The 15,838-nt window shown below is 60.8% G+C and carries 17 protein-coding genes and 3 pseudogenes; 15 read left to right on the top strand and 5 right to left on the bottom strand.

From position 1 onward, the window contains the following. Positions 1–13: 13 nt before the first annotated feature. Positions 14–2,260: an ATP-dependent RNA helicase gene (locus VVR41_RS05415; protein ID WP_368523909.1), complete on the top strand. Its 2,247-nt coding sequence runs from the start codon at positions 14–16 to the stop codon at positions 2,258–2,260. A gap of 829 nt (positions 2,261–3,089) precedes the next feature. Then, positions 3,090–4,487 carry an amino acid permease gene (locus tag VVR41_RS05410; protein ID WP_368523908.1) on the top strand — a complete coding sequence of 466 codons (1,398 nt, stop codon included), beginning with the start codon at positions 3,090–3,092 and terminating at the stop codon, positions 4,485–4,487. On the opposite strand, the gene VVR41_RS05405 is transcribed toward VVR41_RS05410, so the two are convergent. Then, on the bottom strand, positions 4,484–5,080 hold the full coding sequence (locus tag VVR41_RS05405) for a TetR/AcrR family transcriptional regulator (protein WP_368523907.1): 597 nt from the start codon (positions 5,078–5,080) through the stop codon (positions 4,484–4,486). The two genes, VVR41_RS05410 and VVR41_RS05405, sit on opposite strands and share 4 nt — an antisense overlap. Positions 5,081–5,116: 36 nt before the next feature. Continuing rightward, the gene (locus tag VVR41_RS05400; RefSeq protein ID WP_368523906.1) at positions 5,117–5,872 is read right to left on the bottom strand and encodes a TSUP family transporter; all 756 of its coding nucleotides are present in this window, start codon (positions 5,870–5,872) and stop codon (positions 5,117–5,119) included. Positions 5,873–5,937: 65 nt separating this feature from the next. On the opposite strand from VVR41_RS05400, the gene VVR41_RS05395 reads away from it, so the two are divergent. Next, complete coding sequence (locus tag VVR41_RS05395; protein WP_368523905.1) at positions 5,938–6,948, top strand: AbrB family transcriptional regulator; 1,011 nt, start codon at positions 5,938–5,940, stop codon at positions 6,946–6,948. Between the two features lie 3 nt (positions 6,949–6,951). On the opposite strand, the gene VVR41_RS05390 is transcribed toward VVR41_RS05395, so the two are convergent. Further along, complete coding sequence (locus tag VVR41_RS05390) at positions 6,952–8,649, bottom strand: DUF885 domain-containing protein (protein ID WP_321101473.1); 1,698 nt, start codon at positions 8,647–8,649, stop codon at positions 6,952–6,954. A gap of 127 nt (positions 8,650–8,776) precedes the next feature. Here VVR41_RS05390 and VVR41_RS05385 point away from each other — a divergent pair, with 127 nt between their 5' ends. Continuing rightward, positions 8,777–9,025 carry a hypothetical protein gene (locus VVR41_RS05385; protein WP_368523904.1) on the top strand — a complete coding sequence of 83 codons (249 nt, stop codon included), beginning with the start codon at positions 8,777–8,779 and terminating at the stop codon, positions 9,023–9,025. Here VVR41_RS05385 and VVR41_RS05380 read toward each other — a convergent pair. Next, positions 9,022–9,966 carry an Abi family protein gene (locus VVR41_RS05380; protein WP_368523903.1) on the bottom strand — a complete coding sequence of 315 codons (945 nt, stop codon included), beginning with the start codon at positions 9,964–9,966 and terminating at the stop codon, positions 9,022–9,024. The genes VVR41_RS05385 and VVR41_RS05380 overlap by 4 nt on opposite strands. Before the next feature lie 180 nt (positions 9,967–10,146). Between VVR41_RS05380 and VVR41_RS05375 the strand changes: the two genes are divergently transcribed. From VVR41_RS05375 to VVR41_RS05345, 7 genes and pseudogenes are all read left to right on the top strand, one after another. After that, a complete protein-coding gene (locus tag VVR41_RS05375; RefSeq protein ID WP_368523898.1) occupies positions 10,147–10,464 on the top strand; it encodes a transposase in 318 nt (105 codons plus the stop codon). Beyond that, positions 10,461–10,823, top strand: coding sequence for an IS3 family transposase (locus VVR41_RS05370; RefSeq protein WP_368523897.1), 363 nt, complete (start codon positions 10,461–10,463; stop codon positions 10,821–10,823). Before VVR41_RS05375 ends, VVR41_RS05370 begins: the two co-directional genes overlap by 4 nt. After that, positions 10,810–11,145 carry a DDE-type integrase/transposase/recombinase gene (locus VVR41_RS05365; protein WP_368523902.1) on the top strand — a complete coding sequence of 112 codons (336 nt, stop codon included), beginning with the start codon at positions 10,810–10,812 and terminating at the stop codon, positions 11,143–11,145. The genes VVR41_RS05370 and VVR41_RS05365 overlap by 14 nt, the downstream gene beginning before the upstream one ends. Further along, positions 11,084–11,308, top strand: a pseudogene (locus VVR41_RS05360) (integrase core domain-containing protein); the annotation flags it as partial. The gene VVR41_RS05365 and the pseudogene VVR41_RS05360, both read left to right, overlap by 62 nt. A 51-nt stretch (positions 11,309–11,359) precedes the next feature. Next, positions 11,360–12,100, top strand: coding sequence for a tyrosine-type recombinase/integrase (locus VVR41_RS05355; RefSeq protein WP_368523968.1), 741 nt, complete (start codon positions 11,360–11,362; stop codon positions 12,098–12,100). A gap of 127 nt (positions 12,101–12,227) precedes the next feature. Then, positions 12,228–12,803 carry a hypothetical protein gene (locus VVR41_RS05350; RefSeq protein WP_368523901.1) on the top strand — a complete coding sequence of 192 codons (576 nt, stop codon included), beginning with the start codon at positions 12,228–12,230 and terminating at the stop codon, positions 12,801–12,803. Then, positions 12,787–13,809: an XRE family transcriptional regulator gene (locus tag VVR41_RS05345; protein ID WP_368523900.1), complete on the top strand. Its 1,023-nt coding sequence runs from the start codon at positions 12,787–12,789 to the stop codon at positions 13,807–13,809. Before VVR41_RS05350 ends, VVR41_RS05345 begins: the two co-directional genes overlap by 17 nt. A gap of 136 nt (positions 13,810–13,945) precedes the next feature. On the opposite strand, the gene VVR41_RS05340 is transcribed toward VVR41_RS05345, so the two are convergent. Then, positions 13,946–14,662 carry a DUF3800 domain-containing protein gene (locus tag VVR41_RS05340; protein ID WP_368523899.1) on the bottom strand — a complete coding sequence of 239 codons (717 nt, stop codon included), beginning with the start codon at positions 14,660–14,662 and terminating at the stop codon, positions 13,946–13,948. An 82-nt stretch (positions 14,663–14,744) separates the two neighbouring features. On the opposite strand from VVR41_RS05340, the gene VVR41_RS05335 reads away from it, so the two are divergent. The 4 genes and pseudogenes from VVR41_RS05335 to VVR41_RS05320 form a co-directional block, all read left to right on the top strand. Continuing rightward, entirely contained in the window at positions 14,745–15,062 is a 318-nt protein-coding gene (locus VVR41_RS05335) for a transposase (protein WP_368523898.1), read from the top strand. Then, positions 15,059–15,421: an IS3 family transposase gene (locus tag VVR41_RS05330; protein WP_368523897.1), complete on the top strand. Its 363-nt coding sequence runs from the start codon at positions 15,059–15,061 to the stop codon at positions 15,419–15,421. Before VVR41_RS05335 ends, VVR41_RS05330 begins: the two co-directional genes overlap by 4 nt. Beyond that, positions 15,408–15,575 (top strand): annotated as a pseudogene (locus VVR41_RS05325) (DDE-type integrase/transposase/recombinase); the annotation flags it as partial. The gene VVR41_RS05330 and the pseudogene VVR41_RS05325, both read left to right, overlap by 14 nt. 43 nt (positions 15,576–15,618) lie before the next feature. Then, a pseudogene (locus VVR41_RS05320) lies at positions 15,619–15,838 on the top strand (hypothetical protein); the annotation flags it as partial.

Here is a 15,838-nt window from a genome sequence, read left to right as displayed (position 1 = left end):
TACCCTTGCAGTCATGTCCCACGCGCCCTTCGACCTCGACGCCATCGGCAAGAACTTGCCCGTCGCCGCCGTGATCGGTGATCTCCCGGCGGAAGGGCCCCTGGTCGTCGAGGCCCCGCCCGGCACAGGAAAGACGACGCTCATCCCGCCGGCGATCAGCAACATCAAGGGTAAAACGCTGGTCACAGCGCCGCGCCGAGTGGCGGTGCGTGCGGCCGCGCGGCGCCTACAGCACCTAGACACACACCCTGACACCCACCGGGTCGGCTACTCCATCCGCGGCGAGCACTCCCCCGGCGCACTTGTCGAATTCGTCACCCCGGGCGTGCTGCTCAACCGTCTTTTGAAGGACCCGGAGCTCACCGGCGTGGGTGCGGTGATCATCGATGAGGTCCATGAGCGCCAGCTCGACACCGACCTCGTGCTCGCGATGTGCATGGAGCTAGCCGTGCTTCGCGACGACCTCTACCTCGTCGCCATGTCCGCGACCCTCGACGCCCAGGCTTTCGCGACACATATGGGTGCGCGGGTGCTCAGCACCGAAGCCGTGACTCACCCGATAGACATCAGCTACGCGCCCCACCCGGGCCGCACCGAGGGCACGCGCGAGTTCTACCGCCACGTCGCCGATCTGGCCGGAAGAAGCGACCGCAGAACCCTGGTCTTCGTGCCCGGCGCGCGGGAGGTCGACATGGTCTGCGGGCACCTGCCGGGCGCCGCCCCTCTGCACGGCCGACTCACCAGCGCGGAGCAGGACGAGGCACTCAACGGTGATGCCCGGGTTGTCGTGTCGACGTCGATCGCGGAGTCCTCCCTGACGGTGCCCGGGGTACGTAGGGTCGTCGACGCCGGCCTGTCCCGCGTCCCGCGCCGCGACGCCGCCCGCGGCATGACCGGGCTGGTGACTGTCTCGACGGCGAAGACGAGCGCGGATCAGCGCGCCGGCCGCGCCGCCCGCCTCGGCCCCGGCGAGGTCGTACGCGCGTACTCCCCGTCCGATTACCAGCACTTCCCAGCCGATATCACCCCGGAGATCGTCACCTCCGACCTAACGGGTGCCGCGCTGACCATGGCGGCGTGGGGCTCGCCCGACCTGCCGCTCATTACCCCGCCGTCGGGTCCAGCGCTTGACGACGCCCACGCGACCCTGCGCCTCCTCAACGCGCTTGACGGTGACGGCGCCATCACCGCGCTCGGTGAGCAGCTCGCCCGCATGCCTCTCGACCCGCGCTTGGGCGCTGCCCTGCTCGCGCACGGTTCCGGTGCTGCGCCCACCGTCGCCGCACTCGCAGAGGGACTCAGCGGTGATCTCAGCCGCGCCCGCCCGCCGAATAACCAGGTCGCCCGGCTGGCAAAGCTCGTCTCTCAGACGCCGCCCGTGCCCGCCGGCGAGGTCATCAAGGCTGCCTACCCACAGTGGGTGGCCAAGCGCACCGGCGAGGAGTATTTGCTCGCCAGCGGCACGCGCGCCCGCCTCGCCGTACCGATGAGTACCCCTGACTGGATCGCCGCCTCCGAGGTCCAGCTCACCCGCGGCGGCGCGGTCATCCGCGCGGCAGCCCCGATCGATTTCCCTACCGAGCTCGTCACCAGCGAGGATCGGGCATCGCTTGTCGACGGCAAAGTCCGCGGCCGAAAAGTCACAGCCGTCGGCGCCATCGAGCTGACCTCGACACCGGTACGCCTCGACCCAGCCGCCGCGGCCGAGGCGCTCACGGGCATTGGTTTTGCCGATTTCCAGCTCGACGACACCGCACGCGAGCTCAAGGAGCGCCTAGACTTCCTGCACGCTAACGTCGGCACACCCTGGCCGGACGTTTCCGAGGGTGACTACTCGGTGGAGGTTGCGCGGTTGGCGGAGGGGGCGTCGATAAGCAAGCTCGACATGCGTGCCGCACTGATGCGACAACTGCCCTGGCCCGAGGCCGCGCGCCTCGACGAGCTCGCACCCGCCCGGCTCGAGGTTCCCAGCGGCTCCCACCCGCGCATCTCTTACGCGACAGGCAGGCCGATTGTGCGCGTCAAGCTGCAGGAATGTTTTGGACTGGCGGCAAGCCCGCGAGTCAGCGGCGTGCGGGTACTGTTCCACCTTCTCTCGCCCGCCGGGCGCGAGCTCGCCGTCACCGACGACCTGCGCAGCTTCTGGGACGGGCCGTACCAGGACGTGCGCAAGGAAATGCGCGGGCGCTACCCCAAGCACCCGTGGCCTGAGGATCCGTGGACGGCGCCGGCGACTGCGCGCACGAAGAGGAAAATGTGAGCGATGGAGGGACGCAACCCGACCTCATACAGCCTGCTGCGTGGAGCTCGATTGATGGAAAAGGTTACAGCTGAGAAGAATCTGGGGTGGCGGAACTGACGTTCGATCACCTGGACGAAAATGGCTTCACTGCCAGTGTCGCAAACGGCTCGGTCACAAAGCAGCCGGGCGGTAGCTTGGTTATCGGAGGGGCAGCCGCGACCTATATTGGAACTGCCATAGCAACAGATCGCTGCTTGCAAGGTTAACTGCGGCCCGCTCAACTAAGCACTACTGATCCCAGCTCGGAGGTGTTGAAAATGAATGTTTCAGAACGCGTAGGGTTTGGTGCTGGCGTCATCGCTATCGTGCTCTCGCTGCTGAGCGTGCTCTTGGCAATCTCTCGGGGCACGGGCGAGGTTACGGTTTTGGCGGCTGCTGGAACTGTCGCCGTAATCGGAGCAATGTGCATCTACTGGAGCCTCACGTCAAGACGCAATAGCAAGGACTAAGCGCTCCGCCCATTCAGGGCCTTGGCCGGGAACCACTCTGGTCAAGGCCCTCTTCGCTTGGAAATCCCAATTAAACGGGAATGATCCACGCCACGAACTCGAAAGCAACAGGTAGGACGATAGATTCCACTGCGGCTCAGCTTCCTCATTAATCACCGGGACATCCCCGGCACCCCTGCCCACTATGGAGCTGATCCATTCCACTCGCTCGGGCGTCAACGCTATGAGCCAGGACAACCTTCCTTCACCGTCTTCACGCTCGAGGTTTTGCCCTCCAGCAGTTAACCGGACCGCGTCCCATTTATTAAATAGGGCCACCCCAAGTATTCTTGTGCTCCATGACGACCGCGCATAAGGCGCACACGGTGACTATGTGGACGCTGGTCTCCCTCATCATCGGATCGACCATCGGTTCCGGCATCTTTGCGCTGCCGCAGAACATCGCGTCGGTGGCCAGCCCGGGAGCGATGCTTATCGGCTGGGCGATCGCGGGCGTGGGCATGCTGTCGATCGCGTTCGTCTTCCAGATCCTCGCCCGGCGCGAGCCACACCTGGACTCAGGCGTGTACTCCTACGTCCGCGCGGGCCTGGGCGATTTCATCGGTTTCACCTCCGGCCTGGGCTACTGGCTCGGCTCGGTCATGGCGCAGGTCGGCTACGCCACCTTGTTCTTCCGCACCCTGGGTCATTACGTTCCGGTGCTGCACAACCAGTGGGTCCTGGCGGTCGCCGTGTCGATCCTGACGTGGGCCATCTTCTTCGTGCTCTCCCGCGGCATCAAGCAAGCGGCGGTGATGAACCTGGTCACCACCGTCGCGAAGCTCGTGCCCATCGTCAGCTTCATCGTGCTCGTTGCCTTCCTCGGCTTCTCCTGGGACACGTTCACCCTCGATTTCTGGGGCAAGGGTTCCGGCATCCCGCTGAGCCAGCAGCTCCAGGGCATCATGCTGTTTACGGTGTGGGTGTTCATCGGTATAGAGGGCGCATCCGTGTACTCGAAGCAGGCGCAGGCGCGCCGCGACGTCGGCCGCGCCACCATCGTCGGGTTCCTCTCGGTGCTCGCTCTGCTGGTCGCGGTGTCGACGCTGTCCTACGGTGTGCTTACCCGCGAGGAGCTGGCGGCGCTTCCCGAAAACTCCATGGGCGCCGTCCTCGAGGCCGTCGTCGGCCCGTGGGGCGGGGCGTTGATCTCGCTGGGCCTGTGCCTGTCGGTGCTCGGCGCCTATGTTTCCTGGCAGATGCTGTGCGCCGAGCCGCTGGTGCTAATGGCCAACGACCGCCTCTTGCCACGCCAGCTGGCAGCGACGAATGCTGCCGGTTCGCCGTGGTGCGCTCAACTGGTTTCGACTGCGGTGATCCAGCTGTTCGTGCTCATCTTCTTCGCGTCCGAGGCATCCTACAACGCCATGGTCCAGCTGGCCACAATCATGTACCTGCTGCCCTACATCTTCTCGGCGCTGTACCTGATGATCTCCGCGCGCGACACCCGTGGCCATGTGCTCGTCGGTGCGATCGGGTTTATCTACTCGTTGTGGCTCATTTACGCCGCCGATCCGGTCTACGTGCTCCTCGGTGCGCTCGTGGTTGTGCCCGGCATCGTCCCCTACGTGCTCACGCGCCGCGCTAACCGGGAGCGCGCATTCAACCGCTTCGAGTGGGTCGTGCTCACCGTCGTGCTCATCGCCGCTGCGTATGCGCTCGCCAAGCTTATCGACGGCACCCTCACCCTGACTTAATCTCTGTCCTCCGCCACGCCGACCCGCAGCATCGGCCAGACCTGTGTGGCCAGCTTGTGCACGTGCGTTTTCGGGTCGCCGTACTCGAAGGCGGCGCGCACGAGGATGCTTCCCACCACCATCGCCACGATGATGCGGGCGTCGACATCCTCGGAAAACAAGCCGCGCTCGATGCCCTCGTTGACGTACACCTCGAGCCCGTCGAGTACCTCCTCGACGAGGCGGTCGCCCCACTCCTCTACGTATTCTTCGTGGCTGGCCAGAAGCGCGCCGATAAGTCGGATGCCGACTTCGTTTTCGAGGTGATCCTGCAGCTGCGCGAGGAACGCCTCGAATTCTTCAAAGGTCGTGGGGTATTCCGTCGGGATGTTGATGACGACGTTGTCGAGGGCGTCGGCAAGCATCTCCCTGCGGTCGTCGTAGCGCCGGTAGATCGTGGTCTTCGCAACCCCCGAGTGCGCGACGACGGCATCGATGGTCACTGCATTAAACCCATACTCCCGCGCGAGAGCGAGAACGGAGCGGTAGATCTTCTCCTCCGTTGCCTTGCGGCGGTTTGGCCGTCTGTGAATGGGTGGTCCCTGATCGGTCATGCCAACACTATTGCATAAAACTAGTGAAAACTTTTATCAACTAAGAGAGTTATGCATTTCCTGCCACCCGAGACGGGCGCAGAGAACGACCACGAGAACAAGCAACGCCCAGCGCACCAAGGTGGATCCGCCCTTGAGTGCCGTGCGCGCGCCCAGCTGCGCGCCGAGAACGTTGGCCACCGCGAGAACGATGACGAGCTTCCACACCACGAAGCCTCCGGCGATGAACACCGCCAGCGCGCCGATATTCGTGGCGACGTTGATCACTTTCGCCATCGCGGCCGAGCGCAAAAACGCCTGGGAGAAGATGGAGGTCAGCCCCATGATGATGAACATGCCGGTACCGGGGCCGAAGACCCCGTCGTAGAAGCCGATCGCAGCGACAAGTAGCCCACCGAGCGCGACGCGGCGCGGGGTAACCGTGGGCGCGCCGGCCTCCGTGCCGAACGACGGGCGCAGCGCCACAAACACGCCCACCGCCAGCAGCAGCACGATAATCAACGGACGGACGATCTCCGCCGGGACGATCGATACTGCCAGCGCACCGCAGGCGGCCAGCACCCCTGCGATGACGGCGTAGGCCCACGTGTGGCGCGGTACCCCAACCCGGCGCACCATCGTGATCGCGGCCGAGGCCGTGCCAGCGATCGCGGTGGCCTTGTTGGTGGCCAACGCGCCCGCGGGACTTAAACCTGTCGAAGCCAGCATGACGGGGATGAGCACGAGCCCGCCCCCGCCGACGACGGCGTCGACCCAGCCGGCGGCGAACGCGGCGGCGACGACAACCCCCATGGTCACCGTGGGCCCACCTGTTTAGCCATGAGGCGGATTTTACACCGCCGGTAAGGTAATCAAGCATGTATCGCTGGCTCATCGTCGCCCCTCTGTCCGTGGCGTTGGGCTGGCTTTTTAGTGCTGTGAACGTCCCCGCAGCGTGGATCCTTGGCGCGATTGTGGCCAGTGGCGCGATGGCGCTGGGCTCGGCTCGGGAACTGCACATCGACACCCGCTTTTACGCCCTGTCGCGCGGCATTATCGGAGTGCTTGCCGCCCTCCCACTCGACGGGGTGCCGCCGAGCCAGCTGGCTGGCTACATCGTCCCGGGCATCGTGGCCGCGGCCGTGACCACGGGCGTGGGGGTCGCCGGCGGTTTCGTGCTCGCCCGCCACAGCGGGCTGAGCCGGGAGACCGGGGTGTTGTCCATGCTTGCCGGTGGTGCTTCGATCATGCCCGCCATCGCCGCCGACCTCGGCGCGGATATTCGTTTCGTGGCGCTGACTCAGTACCTGCGGCTGCTCGCGGTGTCGCTCACCCTCCCGATCGCGGCGTCGTTCCTCGTTGCGCCCAGTGCCACCGGGGTAGAGCGCCCGGCGGCGCAGTGGTGGATGTGGCTATTAGTGCTCGCCATCGCGGCGGGCGCGGGCCCGCTTGCGCGCCTGGTGCACATCCCGGTGCCCAGCGTGTTCGGCCCGCTGTTAGTGGCGGTCGCTGTCGGTGCTTTTCTTGACGTACCGCTCGTGATGCCACAACCACTGGCAATCCTCGCATTCCTCGCCGTCGGCTGGGCGTGCGGCGGCGGGCTGTCCGTGCCCGCCTTAAAGCTGTTCGCCCGCGAGCTGCCGGTGACGGTGACCTACATCGTGGTGGTGATGGCGGCCTGCGCCGCGATGGGCTGGGTCGTCTCAGTCTGGCTGGGCATCAGCTTCTTCGAGGGCTACCTCGCCACCAGCCCGGGCGCGTTAGAGACAGTCCTGGCGCTGTCAGCCGAGGGTGGCGCGGGCCCGGCCGTGATCGCCCTGCAGTTGATCCGACTAATCGCGGTGCTGCTTATCGCCGGGTTCCTCCCCCAGCTGCTGCGCAGGAGGTAGCCGCTAGTTCGGCAGCAACTCCTGTGCCAAAAGCCCCATCGGCATGGAGCCGAGACGCAGCGCCCTGTCGTGGAACTCTCGTAAGTCCATGCCCGCCGCCGTGGCGTTGTAGCGCAGCTGCATCCACGCGCGGTAGCCCACGGTGTAGGCGGGTGCTTGGCCAGGCCAGCCCATGTAGCGGTCAAGGTCGAACGCGATGCCTGACTCGGACATAGCGGCGTTGTCACGCAGGAAGGACTTGGCGTACTGGGCATCCCACGGCCCGGACTTGTCCGGGGTCTTCTTCTGCAAGTGCACGCCGAGGTCGACGGCGACGCGCGCGAGGCGCAGGCGGCGGGTGCTGAGCAGTCCGAGGCGCAGCGCCGGGTCGTCGAAGAAGCCAGCTTCCGTCATGAGGTGCTCAGCGTAGAGCGCCCAGCCCTCGCTGTGCGCGGCGTTCCAGTTCACGGCGCGGCGCCACAGGTTGAGCTCGGAGCGCTGGGTCAGCGCCGTGGCGTGCTGGATGTGGTGGCCGGGCACGCCTTCGTGAAAGACGTGCGCCGTCTCCTGCCAGGTGTGAAAGGTGTCGCGGCCTTCCGGCACGGACCACCAGATCGTTCCCGGGCGCAGGAAGTCGTCGCTCGGCGGGGTGTAGTAAACCCCACCCGAGCCGCCCTTATCGACGTCGAAGGCGAGCGTGCGCACCGGGTCCGGGAGGGTGAAGTAGTCGCGCGCGAAGACGTCCATCGCCGCGCCGGTGGTTTCCTGCACCCATTCGCGCAGTTCATCGATGCCGTGGAGGGTGTAGCGCTCGTCTTCGTTGAGGCGTCGATAAGCAGCCTGCACCGTGCAGTCCGAGCCGAAAAGCTCGTGCGCGATCTCGCGCTGCTTCTCGACGGTCTCCTCAAGATCATGCAGGACCGCATCGTACGCCTCGTCGACGTCGATTTTCGTTCCCAGGAAGTACTGCGAAAACAGCTCGTAGCGCTCGCGGCCCACACCGTCCTCGTGGTCCGCCTGCACGGACAACTCGGTAGATAGCCAGTCCGCCATCTCCTCGAAAGCGTCCTTGGCCTCGACCACGGCGGGGTGCTCGGGCGGAAAGCCGAGGCGCTCGAGGAAGGACTCGTCCTCGGCGAAGGCCTCGCACTGGTTGATCACGGCGTCGATCTGGCGGTGGGTAGCTACGTTGCCCTGGGCTGCGGCTTCGGCAAGAGACTCGCGGTAGCCGTGCAGGGAGTTACGCACCTGGTTGAGGCGCGACTCAACGTTGTCCAGGTCTGCGGGAGTCACCTTCGGCATCATTGCGAAGGCATCGCGGATGTGCTGCACCGGGGAGTCGATGTTGTTGAGCATGCGCAGGAACTCGCCCTGGTGGTGCAGGTCAAGCTCGAGCGTGAGACGCTCGCGCAGGATCGCGGCGGTGAGGTGGTCGGTGTTGTCGAAGTCGTCCTCATCGTCGGACTCGTCCGTGCAGTCGTTGAGAGCGTCGATGTCGGCAACCATGTCGCGCAGGCGGTCAGCAACGCGGTCCCAGTATTCCGGGCCGAAGTCCTGCAGCTCATGGTCGTAGCCCTCAACGCCGATCTTAGTAGCCAGCGTCGGCGAGATTTCCGCTAGGTCGTAGACGTAGTCCTCGCAGGTGGCGTCGAGAAGCGAAGGAACCCGATCAGCGTCGGTTGTCACAGTCGCCTCGGGCAGCCCAGTGGCATCGAGTGTCATGACGGGAAAGTCTAATGAATTGCCCCGAGTTTTCCCACCTGGGTTTACAGCGCTGAGCGCGCGGTTGATCTCGGGGTGGGGCGCTGGCTCGCTTATGTGAAGCCACGACCGGATGAGAACAAGTTCGGTGGCACGTCCATCACTCACGAGGGCATCAGTGCAGGCCGTCGCCTGCGACCTCCTCACCTACGGTATGCGCCAAGTAGCGGACGCTGGGCCCAGGATCGTGATGCACGTCCACGACGAGGTCGTCGTCGAAACCACCACCGCCACTGTGAACGAGATCTGTGCGCTCACGGCCATTACACCCGACTGGGCTGAGGGGCTGCCGTTATCGGCGGATGGGTATGCGTGCGATTTCTATGTGAAGGACTAGCTGGTGCGCCACAGTGAGAGCTCGTGCCAATCGTGTGGTGCACCAATATGACTGATAGGGACAGGTGCCACGGTTGTGGGGTAGGTAGCTACAACCTCGGGAAGGATATGTCGTCCACGCAGATCAAGGACTGTGATCAGATACTGAATCAGCGTGAGTTGCCCGAAGCAGCGATTCATCACGCCTCGTACCGCATCCAAATCTGGGTCCTTCCCTAAACGTGGAAGTCGGGGTTGTAGCACGTAGACACGGTGGAACATCCGTGCGTGGTGCGCGGAGTAGTTGCGTACGATATTCAGCGACTTAATCCACGAGCCCAGTTGTGCAGGCGTGAGATTTGTACGAGCCGCGATGTCCTGACGTACGTTTTCCGGCGAAAGACGATACAGGTAGTTGAGGGCTCCGAAATCCATGACCTCGACAGCCGCCCAAATGGGCAGGCGGCCACCGTATGTCTCTTTGTGGTGAGCAACGAAGTCTTCACGCGAAGCGCTCAGTTCCTTGCGGTATCGACTCAGCCACCGGTTGTAATCAGCTGAAGGCTCATCCGCAGACTGCGGTGCACGAGCCAAGGGTCCAAGAAGGTCAGGGCGTAGATGGATATGCGGGTCGACTCGGCCCAGCTCGTATCCGAGCATCGCACGCAAGGCCAACTCGATCGTGCTCACAACCTGAAATAGCTGTGAACGCAGGCGTTCATCGAAGTTGTAGAGCGCGGTGACGTGTTCAAACGTTGTCCCATCAACGAAGTCGTCGCTTCTGCCAGGCGAGTTCTCAGACATGCGCCGCAGCGAATACCAATAGCCCGACAGGCGGTAGGAGTTGACCTGTTCAAGGACAGCTCGCGCATACTCCGCGTCGTCGATGCGCATGCCACGGGACCGCAGTAGAGTGATCTGCTCGTCGTAGGTCTTGAAGACCTTGGGCAAGCGCTCGACCATGCTCGGTATCCTCCTCCAGCGCTGCAGAAAAATGAAGACCGGCCCTGGACCCCAAAGGGCGGAACCGGTCGTGATAGCTCCACCTTATCAGATTCGAGGCCGCCGATCTAAGTAGTGGTGCCAAGCCCTTTGAAGTGCCCCGGGTTTTGTTCCGTTTGAGTAGATGGGAAAGTTTGGAGCATGCCGAGGAGTTTTGACCAGGATGCGAAGGACCGCGTTGTCCGCCTCGTAGAAGACCCCATTCTGGTGGAGAATGTTTCCACGCAGGAAGCGTGCAAGATTGTGGCACCCAAACTGGGCGTCTCATGGCACACAGCCCGCCAATGGACGCAGGCAGCTCGCCGCGAAGGACGAGTTCCCGAACGTCTGCCTGACGACCTGGCTGCTGAAAATGCCAGGCTACGCCGCGAAGTTCAGGAGCTACGTGACACCAATGAATTGTTGAAGGCCGCATCGGCTTTTTTCGCGTCAGAACTCGACCCACAACGTCGGAGATGATCCAATTCATCGATAGACAGCGGGATCGTTTCACAGTCGAGTTCATCTGCCAGACGTTAAGGAATCATCGTGAGGCAGGATTTATCACCTCGCGCGGGTACCGCCAACACAAAGCACGTGGCGTGAGCACTCGCCGCGTTTGCGATGCTGCCCTCGTGGAGCACATTCGCGAGGTTCACGCTGGCAATGACGGCGTGTACGGCGTGCAGACAATGTGGCACGCGCTTCGACGTGAAGGTAGTGATATTGGTCGCGAACAGACTGCCCGGTTGATGCGCCTAGCAGACCTGTCCGGAAAGGCAAAAGGTGGTGCACCCATCACCACCCGTAAGCCTACGGGCCCGGATGCGCGATGCTGACCTCGTTAACCGTGAATTCAAGGCCTGTAGACCCAACCGTCTATGGGTCGCTGACATGACGTACGTCCGCACGCGGGGCGGCTTCGTGTACACAGCGTTCGTGACTGACGTGTACTCCCGTCGGATCGTCGAGTGGGCGTTGTCCGATTCGATGCGTACCGAGGCGTTGCCGCTGCAGGCGCTTAAATCAAGCCATTGTGTGTGCCAAGAACACAGCGGGCCTTGTTCACCATGCAGATCACAGATCGCACTACGTCAGCATTGTCTACAACGAGCGTCTAGCCGAGCACGCAATCACGGCCTCTACTGGGACGGTCGGTGACTCCTACGACAATGCCTTAGCCGAAAATGCCAACGGTTCCTACAAAAATGAACTCATTCATACCCGCACTTGGATCGATGTGGTCGATGTAGAAGTCGCGACCTTTGAGTGGGTCACGTGGTGGAACGAATCAAGGCTTCACCAAAGTCTCGGCTACCGTACGCCGGCAGAAGTAGAAGAAGAGTTGTGGACTGGCAACCCAAATCACGAGAGAATGAAAATCAAGGCAAATGCCCAGGAACAAAACCCGGGGCACTTCAACCCGCTCAAGTCGGGTGACGTGCTCCGGCAGGCGAAAGCCGAGCGCCGCTACCTCAAAGTCTGGGAGATCGACGCAATCCTCAACGCCGCCCCAACAGACGCCGCCAAATTACTGCTGCGGGTGCTGCTCATGACGGGGCTACGCCCAGGCGAAGCCAAAGGACTGAAAGTGCGCGACCTCGACGTCGCGCGCGGGCGCCTAGCGATTCGCCGTGACGTCGATGACCTCGGGCACATCGGCGACGTCAAGACCTACAAACACCGAGACGTCCCCATCGGCGGCGAGGTACTACAGCTGCGGGCGGCCGCTGCGGACGGGCGAGACGATGACGCATGGCTCGTACCCGACGAGCACGGCCACGTCTGGACCACCGCCCGGTGGCGCAAAATCTGTGCCACGATCTTGATCCACACCGGCATCGGCGACCTGGATACCTACGAGCTACGGCACACGGCCGCGTCGCTCGCGATCGCTGTTGGCGCGGACGTCAAGTCAAGACCGTGCAACTCATGCTCGGCCACTCGTCAGCCACCACGACTTTGGACGTTTACGGCCACCTCTGGGAAGAAGGTTTGGACACCCTACCCGGAGAGCTGGACGCACTCATGGCGAAGGAGCGGGAGCGACTGGCGGCCGAGGTGGCGTCGCGGGAGGAGTCGGAGGCGGAGCGTCGGCGGGCGCGGTTCAAGGTGATTGGTTAATTTGCCACGTTAACATGTTTCAATGTGTGCTATATTATCGGCAGTAGCGATACTCTCTATCCATTTGAAACATTGGAGCTCGCGTTATGCGCCATTCACCAGAACAGTTTCATGAAACAATGAACAAACTTGCCGAGCCGGTTCAGTTCGCTCTCACTCAGGGAATCAAGAAAGCGCGGAAGGCAAACCTTGGAACGTTTCGAGCGAATAAGAAGGCATTGTTATCCCATATCGTTCGCAGTGGCGCCTTCGACTATCTGCATGACAATCCAGTCAAGGGATTCACATTGGATGAGAGTGCCCACAACTTAAACCAAGCTGTTTGTCTCCGCGAGGAAGATACTGGTCTCGAAATCAGGCTAGCGAAACTCAAACAACTGAGCTTGGTTGATAGCCCTATCCCCCAACTTGATCAAGACCCTGTGATCCAACAACAACTTGCCCTATACGAATTGGAGCTGCAGTCGCCCAGTTTGGCATTTATCAGCTGGGAAAACCCTAGTTCAGTGGATTCCTACAACTTCAATCTCATGGCTATTAGGCAATCTCGAAAAGGAAACCTTCGAAAGGGAGAAGCTGACCTCGCAATTCAGCTTTTTCCAGGACAATCTGAGATGCTCCCTAAGGCCTCTTTTGACCCCAATGCTATTTACAACTATGAGCTAGAAGTCGAGAAGGATGAGGATTTTTCATAGCCAGCGATTGAAGGATCTGCGCCATTCCATGGGCATGACGCAAAAGGAATTCGCTCAACGTCTCGGATGCACCCAATCGACGCTCTCCGAGGCGGAGAATGGGCGCACGGAGAACCACGACCTCATCCAAAAGGCCGTCTTTGCATTCAAGATTCCTTCCTCCTACTTTGAAGCGTCCCCTTCTCATTACGGATCTGGCGCCCTCAATTTCCGCACTTACAAAGTGCCAGCAAAAGTACAGAATGCATTTGCCTCAACCTTCTACGAAGCCGAGAATGCGCTTCTATCAGAACCCTCCAGCTCCCCCGTAGTTCCGCTGCTCGAGGATGATCTAGCGGATCGAACTGCACCACTTCCACTGCCGTTGATCGAATCTGCGGCAGCTGAAACCAGAAGACGATTAGGAATCCCTACCTCAGGTCCGGTATTCAATGTCACTCACGCCATCGAAAATGCAGGGCACCGGGTCTGCACCATCACCAACAATTTCGTTGATATTTCCAGGATCGATGGAGCGTCTAGTCCAGCATTCAATCCTGAAGGACGTGGCTTAATCGCCACCACCGAGAAACAAGACGGTGGGCGTGTTCGATTCACCCGGGCTCACGAGCTCGGACATCTAGTCCTCCATACGTATATCCGACCTGGCATCGAAAAGGTGCGTGAATCAGAAGCAAATTTGTTCGCCGGCGCTTTTCTCGTTCCGGAAAAAGATGCTCGGGAAATATTCAGCGAGTATTTGACCCTGGAAGGGTATGCGAGAATCAAGGCCCAGTATGCCGTCTCAATCGCAGCACTCATCATGCGGGCACATCACCTCGGTCTCGTATCTGCTAAGCGCTACCGCTCTCTGTTCATCCAGTTAAGCTCTCGAGGCTGGCGAACAGAAGAACCAGTGGAGATACCGGTGGAAATCTCAACAAGCTTTAGCCCCTTCACTCCCCACAGTGCATCAGACTCTACGGGAGACAGCTCGATAATTTCAGTCAATTTTGGCCGCATCTAGATAAACCACCGGATCAACTCAATTGACACGAACTGTTGACTCTAGACAGTCGCGCGCGCTACATTGTGGGTGTAGAGATTGCGAGCGTTCGCAACTCCACATTGCCGAAACCCCGCCTCGCGGGGTTTTCGTGCTTCTAAGGCCAGATTCTTGTGTAGCCTCTTGCTCGAAGATCTGCAAAGATCGACCAGAGTTTGTCCTGTAGCTTTTGTGCACGTGGATGTGCTTTTTCTGCGCACAAATGCCGTTGATAGATGTAGCAACAAAGGTCTGAGGCTTGCAATCCATACAGCGTTCTGGAGTCGTAGAACTCCATTTCTTCAATATTCAGGAGTTTTGAGCTTTTGTAGCCGAAGGTTCCCGTTGCTTTGTATTCAATGAACTCTTTTCGACCTTCAGGAGCAGTGTAATGGTCGTCTAGATAAGCCTTGACAGTTTCTCCGCGACGGTAGGCGTAACTGTTTACTTTCTCCAAAATGTAGCCAATTGCCAGCTTGCGGTGATTGTACGGATACTTGTAGCGGCTTCGTTGGGCTTCTCTGTCAATGACCTCGATGTAAAGCGCTGCCCCGTGTTCATCGATGATGCCCAGAGCCTTTTTGTAAATCGATGCTGCAATGTTCATGTGTACAGATTCCCAGTCACCCTTTTGCTGGAGGAGATCGTAACCATGCAATTCAGCATCAGCTTTGACATCTGTTTCGAGGAAGTAGTCGAACACTAGTGTCGCGAGCTCATTATCCAATGCCTGAAGCTTTTCATCTTCGACTATCAGAGCGGTGAGAATGAAGTACTTGTCCTTGTACTCAGACTCGTCAATGAACGCATGCAACATCGCTCCAGCATAGTCCACCAGGGTGCGACACTATCTCCCGAACGGGTCTTTGAAGTGCCCCGGGTTTTGTTCCGTTTGAGTAGATGGGAAAGTTTGGAGCATGCCGAGGAGTTTTGACCAGGATGCGAAGGACCGCGTTGTCCGCCTCGTAGAAGACCCCATTCTGGTGGAGAATGTTTCCACGCAGGAAGCGTGCAAGATTGTGGCACCCAAACTGGGCGTCTCATGGCACACAGCCCGCCAATGGACGCAGGCAGCTCGCCGCGAAGGACGAGTTCCCGAACGTCTGCCTGACGACCTGGCTGCTGAAAATGCCAGGCTACGCCGCGAAGTTCAGGAGCTACGTGACACCAATGAATTGTTGAAGGCCGCATCGGCTTTTTTCGCGTCAGAACTCGACCCACAACGTCGGAGATGATCCAATTCATCGATAGACAGCGGGATCGTTTCACAGTCGAGTTCATCTGCCAGACGTTAAGGAATCATCGTGAGGCAGGATTTATCACCTCGCGCGGGTACCGCCAACACAAAGCACGTGGCGTGAGCACTCGCCGCGTTTGCGATGCTGCCCTCGTGGAGCACATTCGCGAGGTTCACGCTGGCAATGACGGCGTGTACGGCGTGCAGACAATGTGGCACGCGCTTCGACGTGAAGGTAGTGATATTGGTCGCGAACAGACTGCCCGGTTGATGCGCCTAGCAGACCTGTCCGGAAAGGCAAAAGGTGGTGCACCCATCACCACCCGTAAGCCTACGGGCCCGGATGCGCGATGCTGACCTCGTTAACCGTGAATTCAAGGCCTGTAGACCCAACCGTCTATGGGTCGCTGACATGACGTACGTCCGCACGCGGGGCGGCTTCGTGTACACAGCGTTCGTGACTGACGTGTACTCCCGTCGGATCGTCGAGTGGGCGTTGTCCGATTCGATGCGTACCGAGGCGTTGCCGCTGCAGGCGCTTAAATCAAGCCATTGTGTGTGCCAAGAACACAGCGGGCCTTGTTCACCATGCAGATCACAGATCGCACTACGTCAGCATTGTCTACAACGAGCGTCTAGCCGAGCACGCAATCACGGCCTCTACTGGGACGGTCGGTGACTCCTACGACAATGCCTTAGCCGAAAATGCCAACGGTTCCTACAAAAATGAACTCATTCATACCCGCACTTGCAACAGCACCGAACTCACCCGTC

Source organism: Corynebacterium sp. LK2510 (assembly GCF_040946405.1).
In the GTDB taxonomy this organism is placed as follows: Bacteria; Actinomycetota; Actinomycetes; order Mycobacteriales; family Mycobacteriaceae; genus Corynebacterium.
The sequence above is the reverse complement of the archived record's forward strand: the minus strand, read 5'-3'. Positions and strand labels throughout refer to the sequence as shown.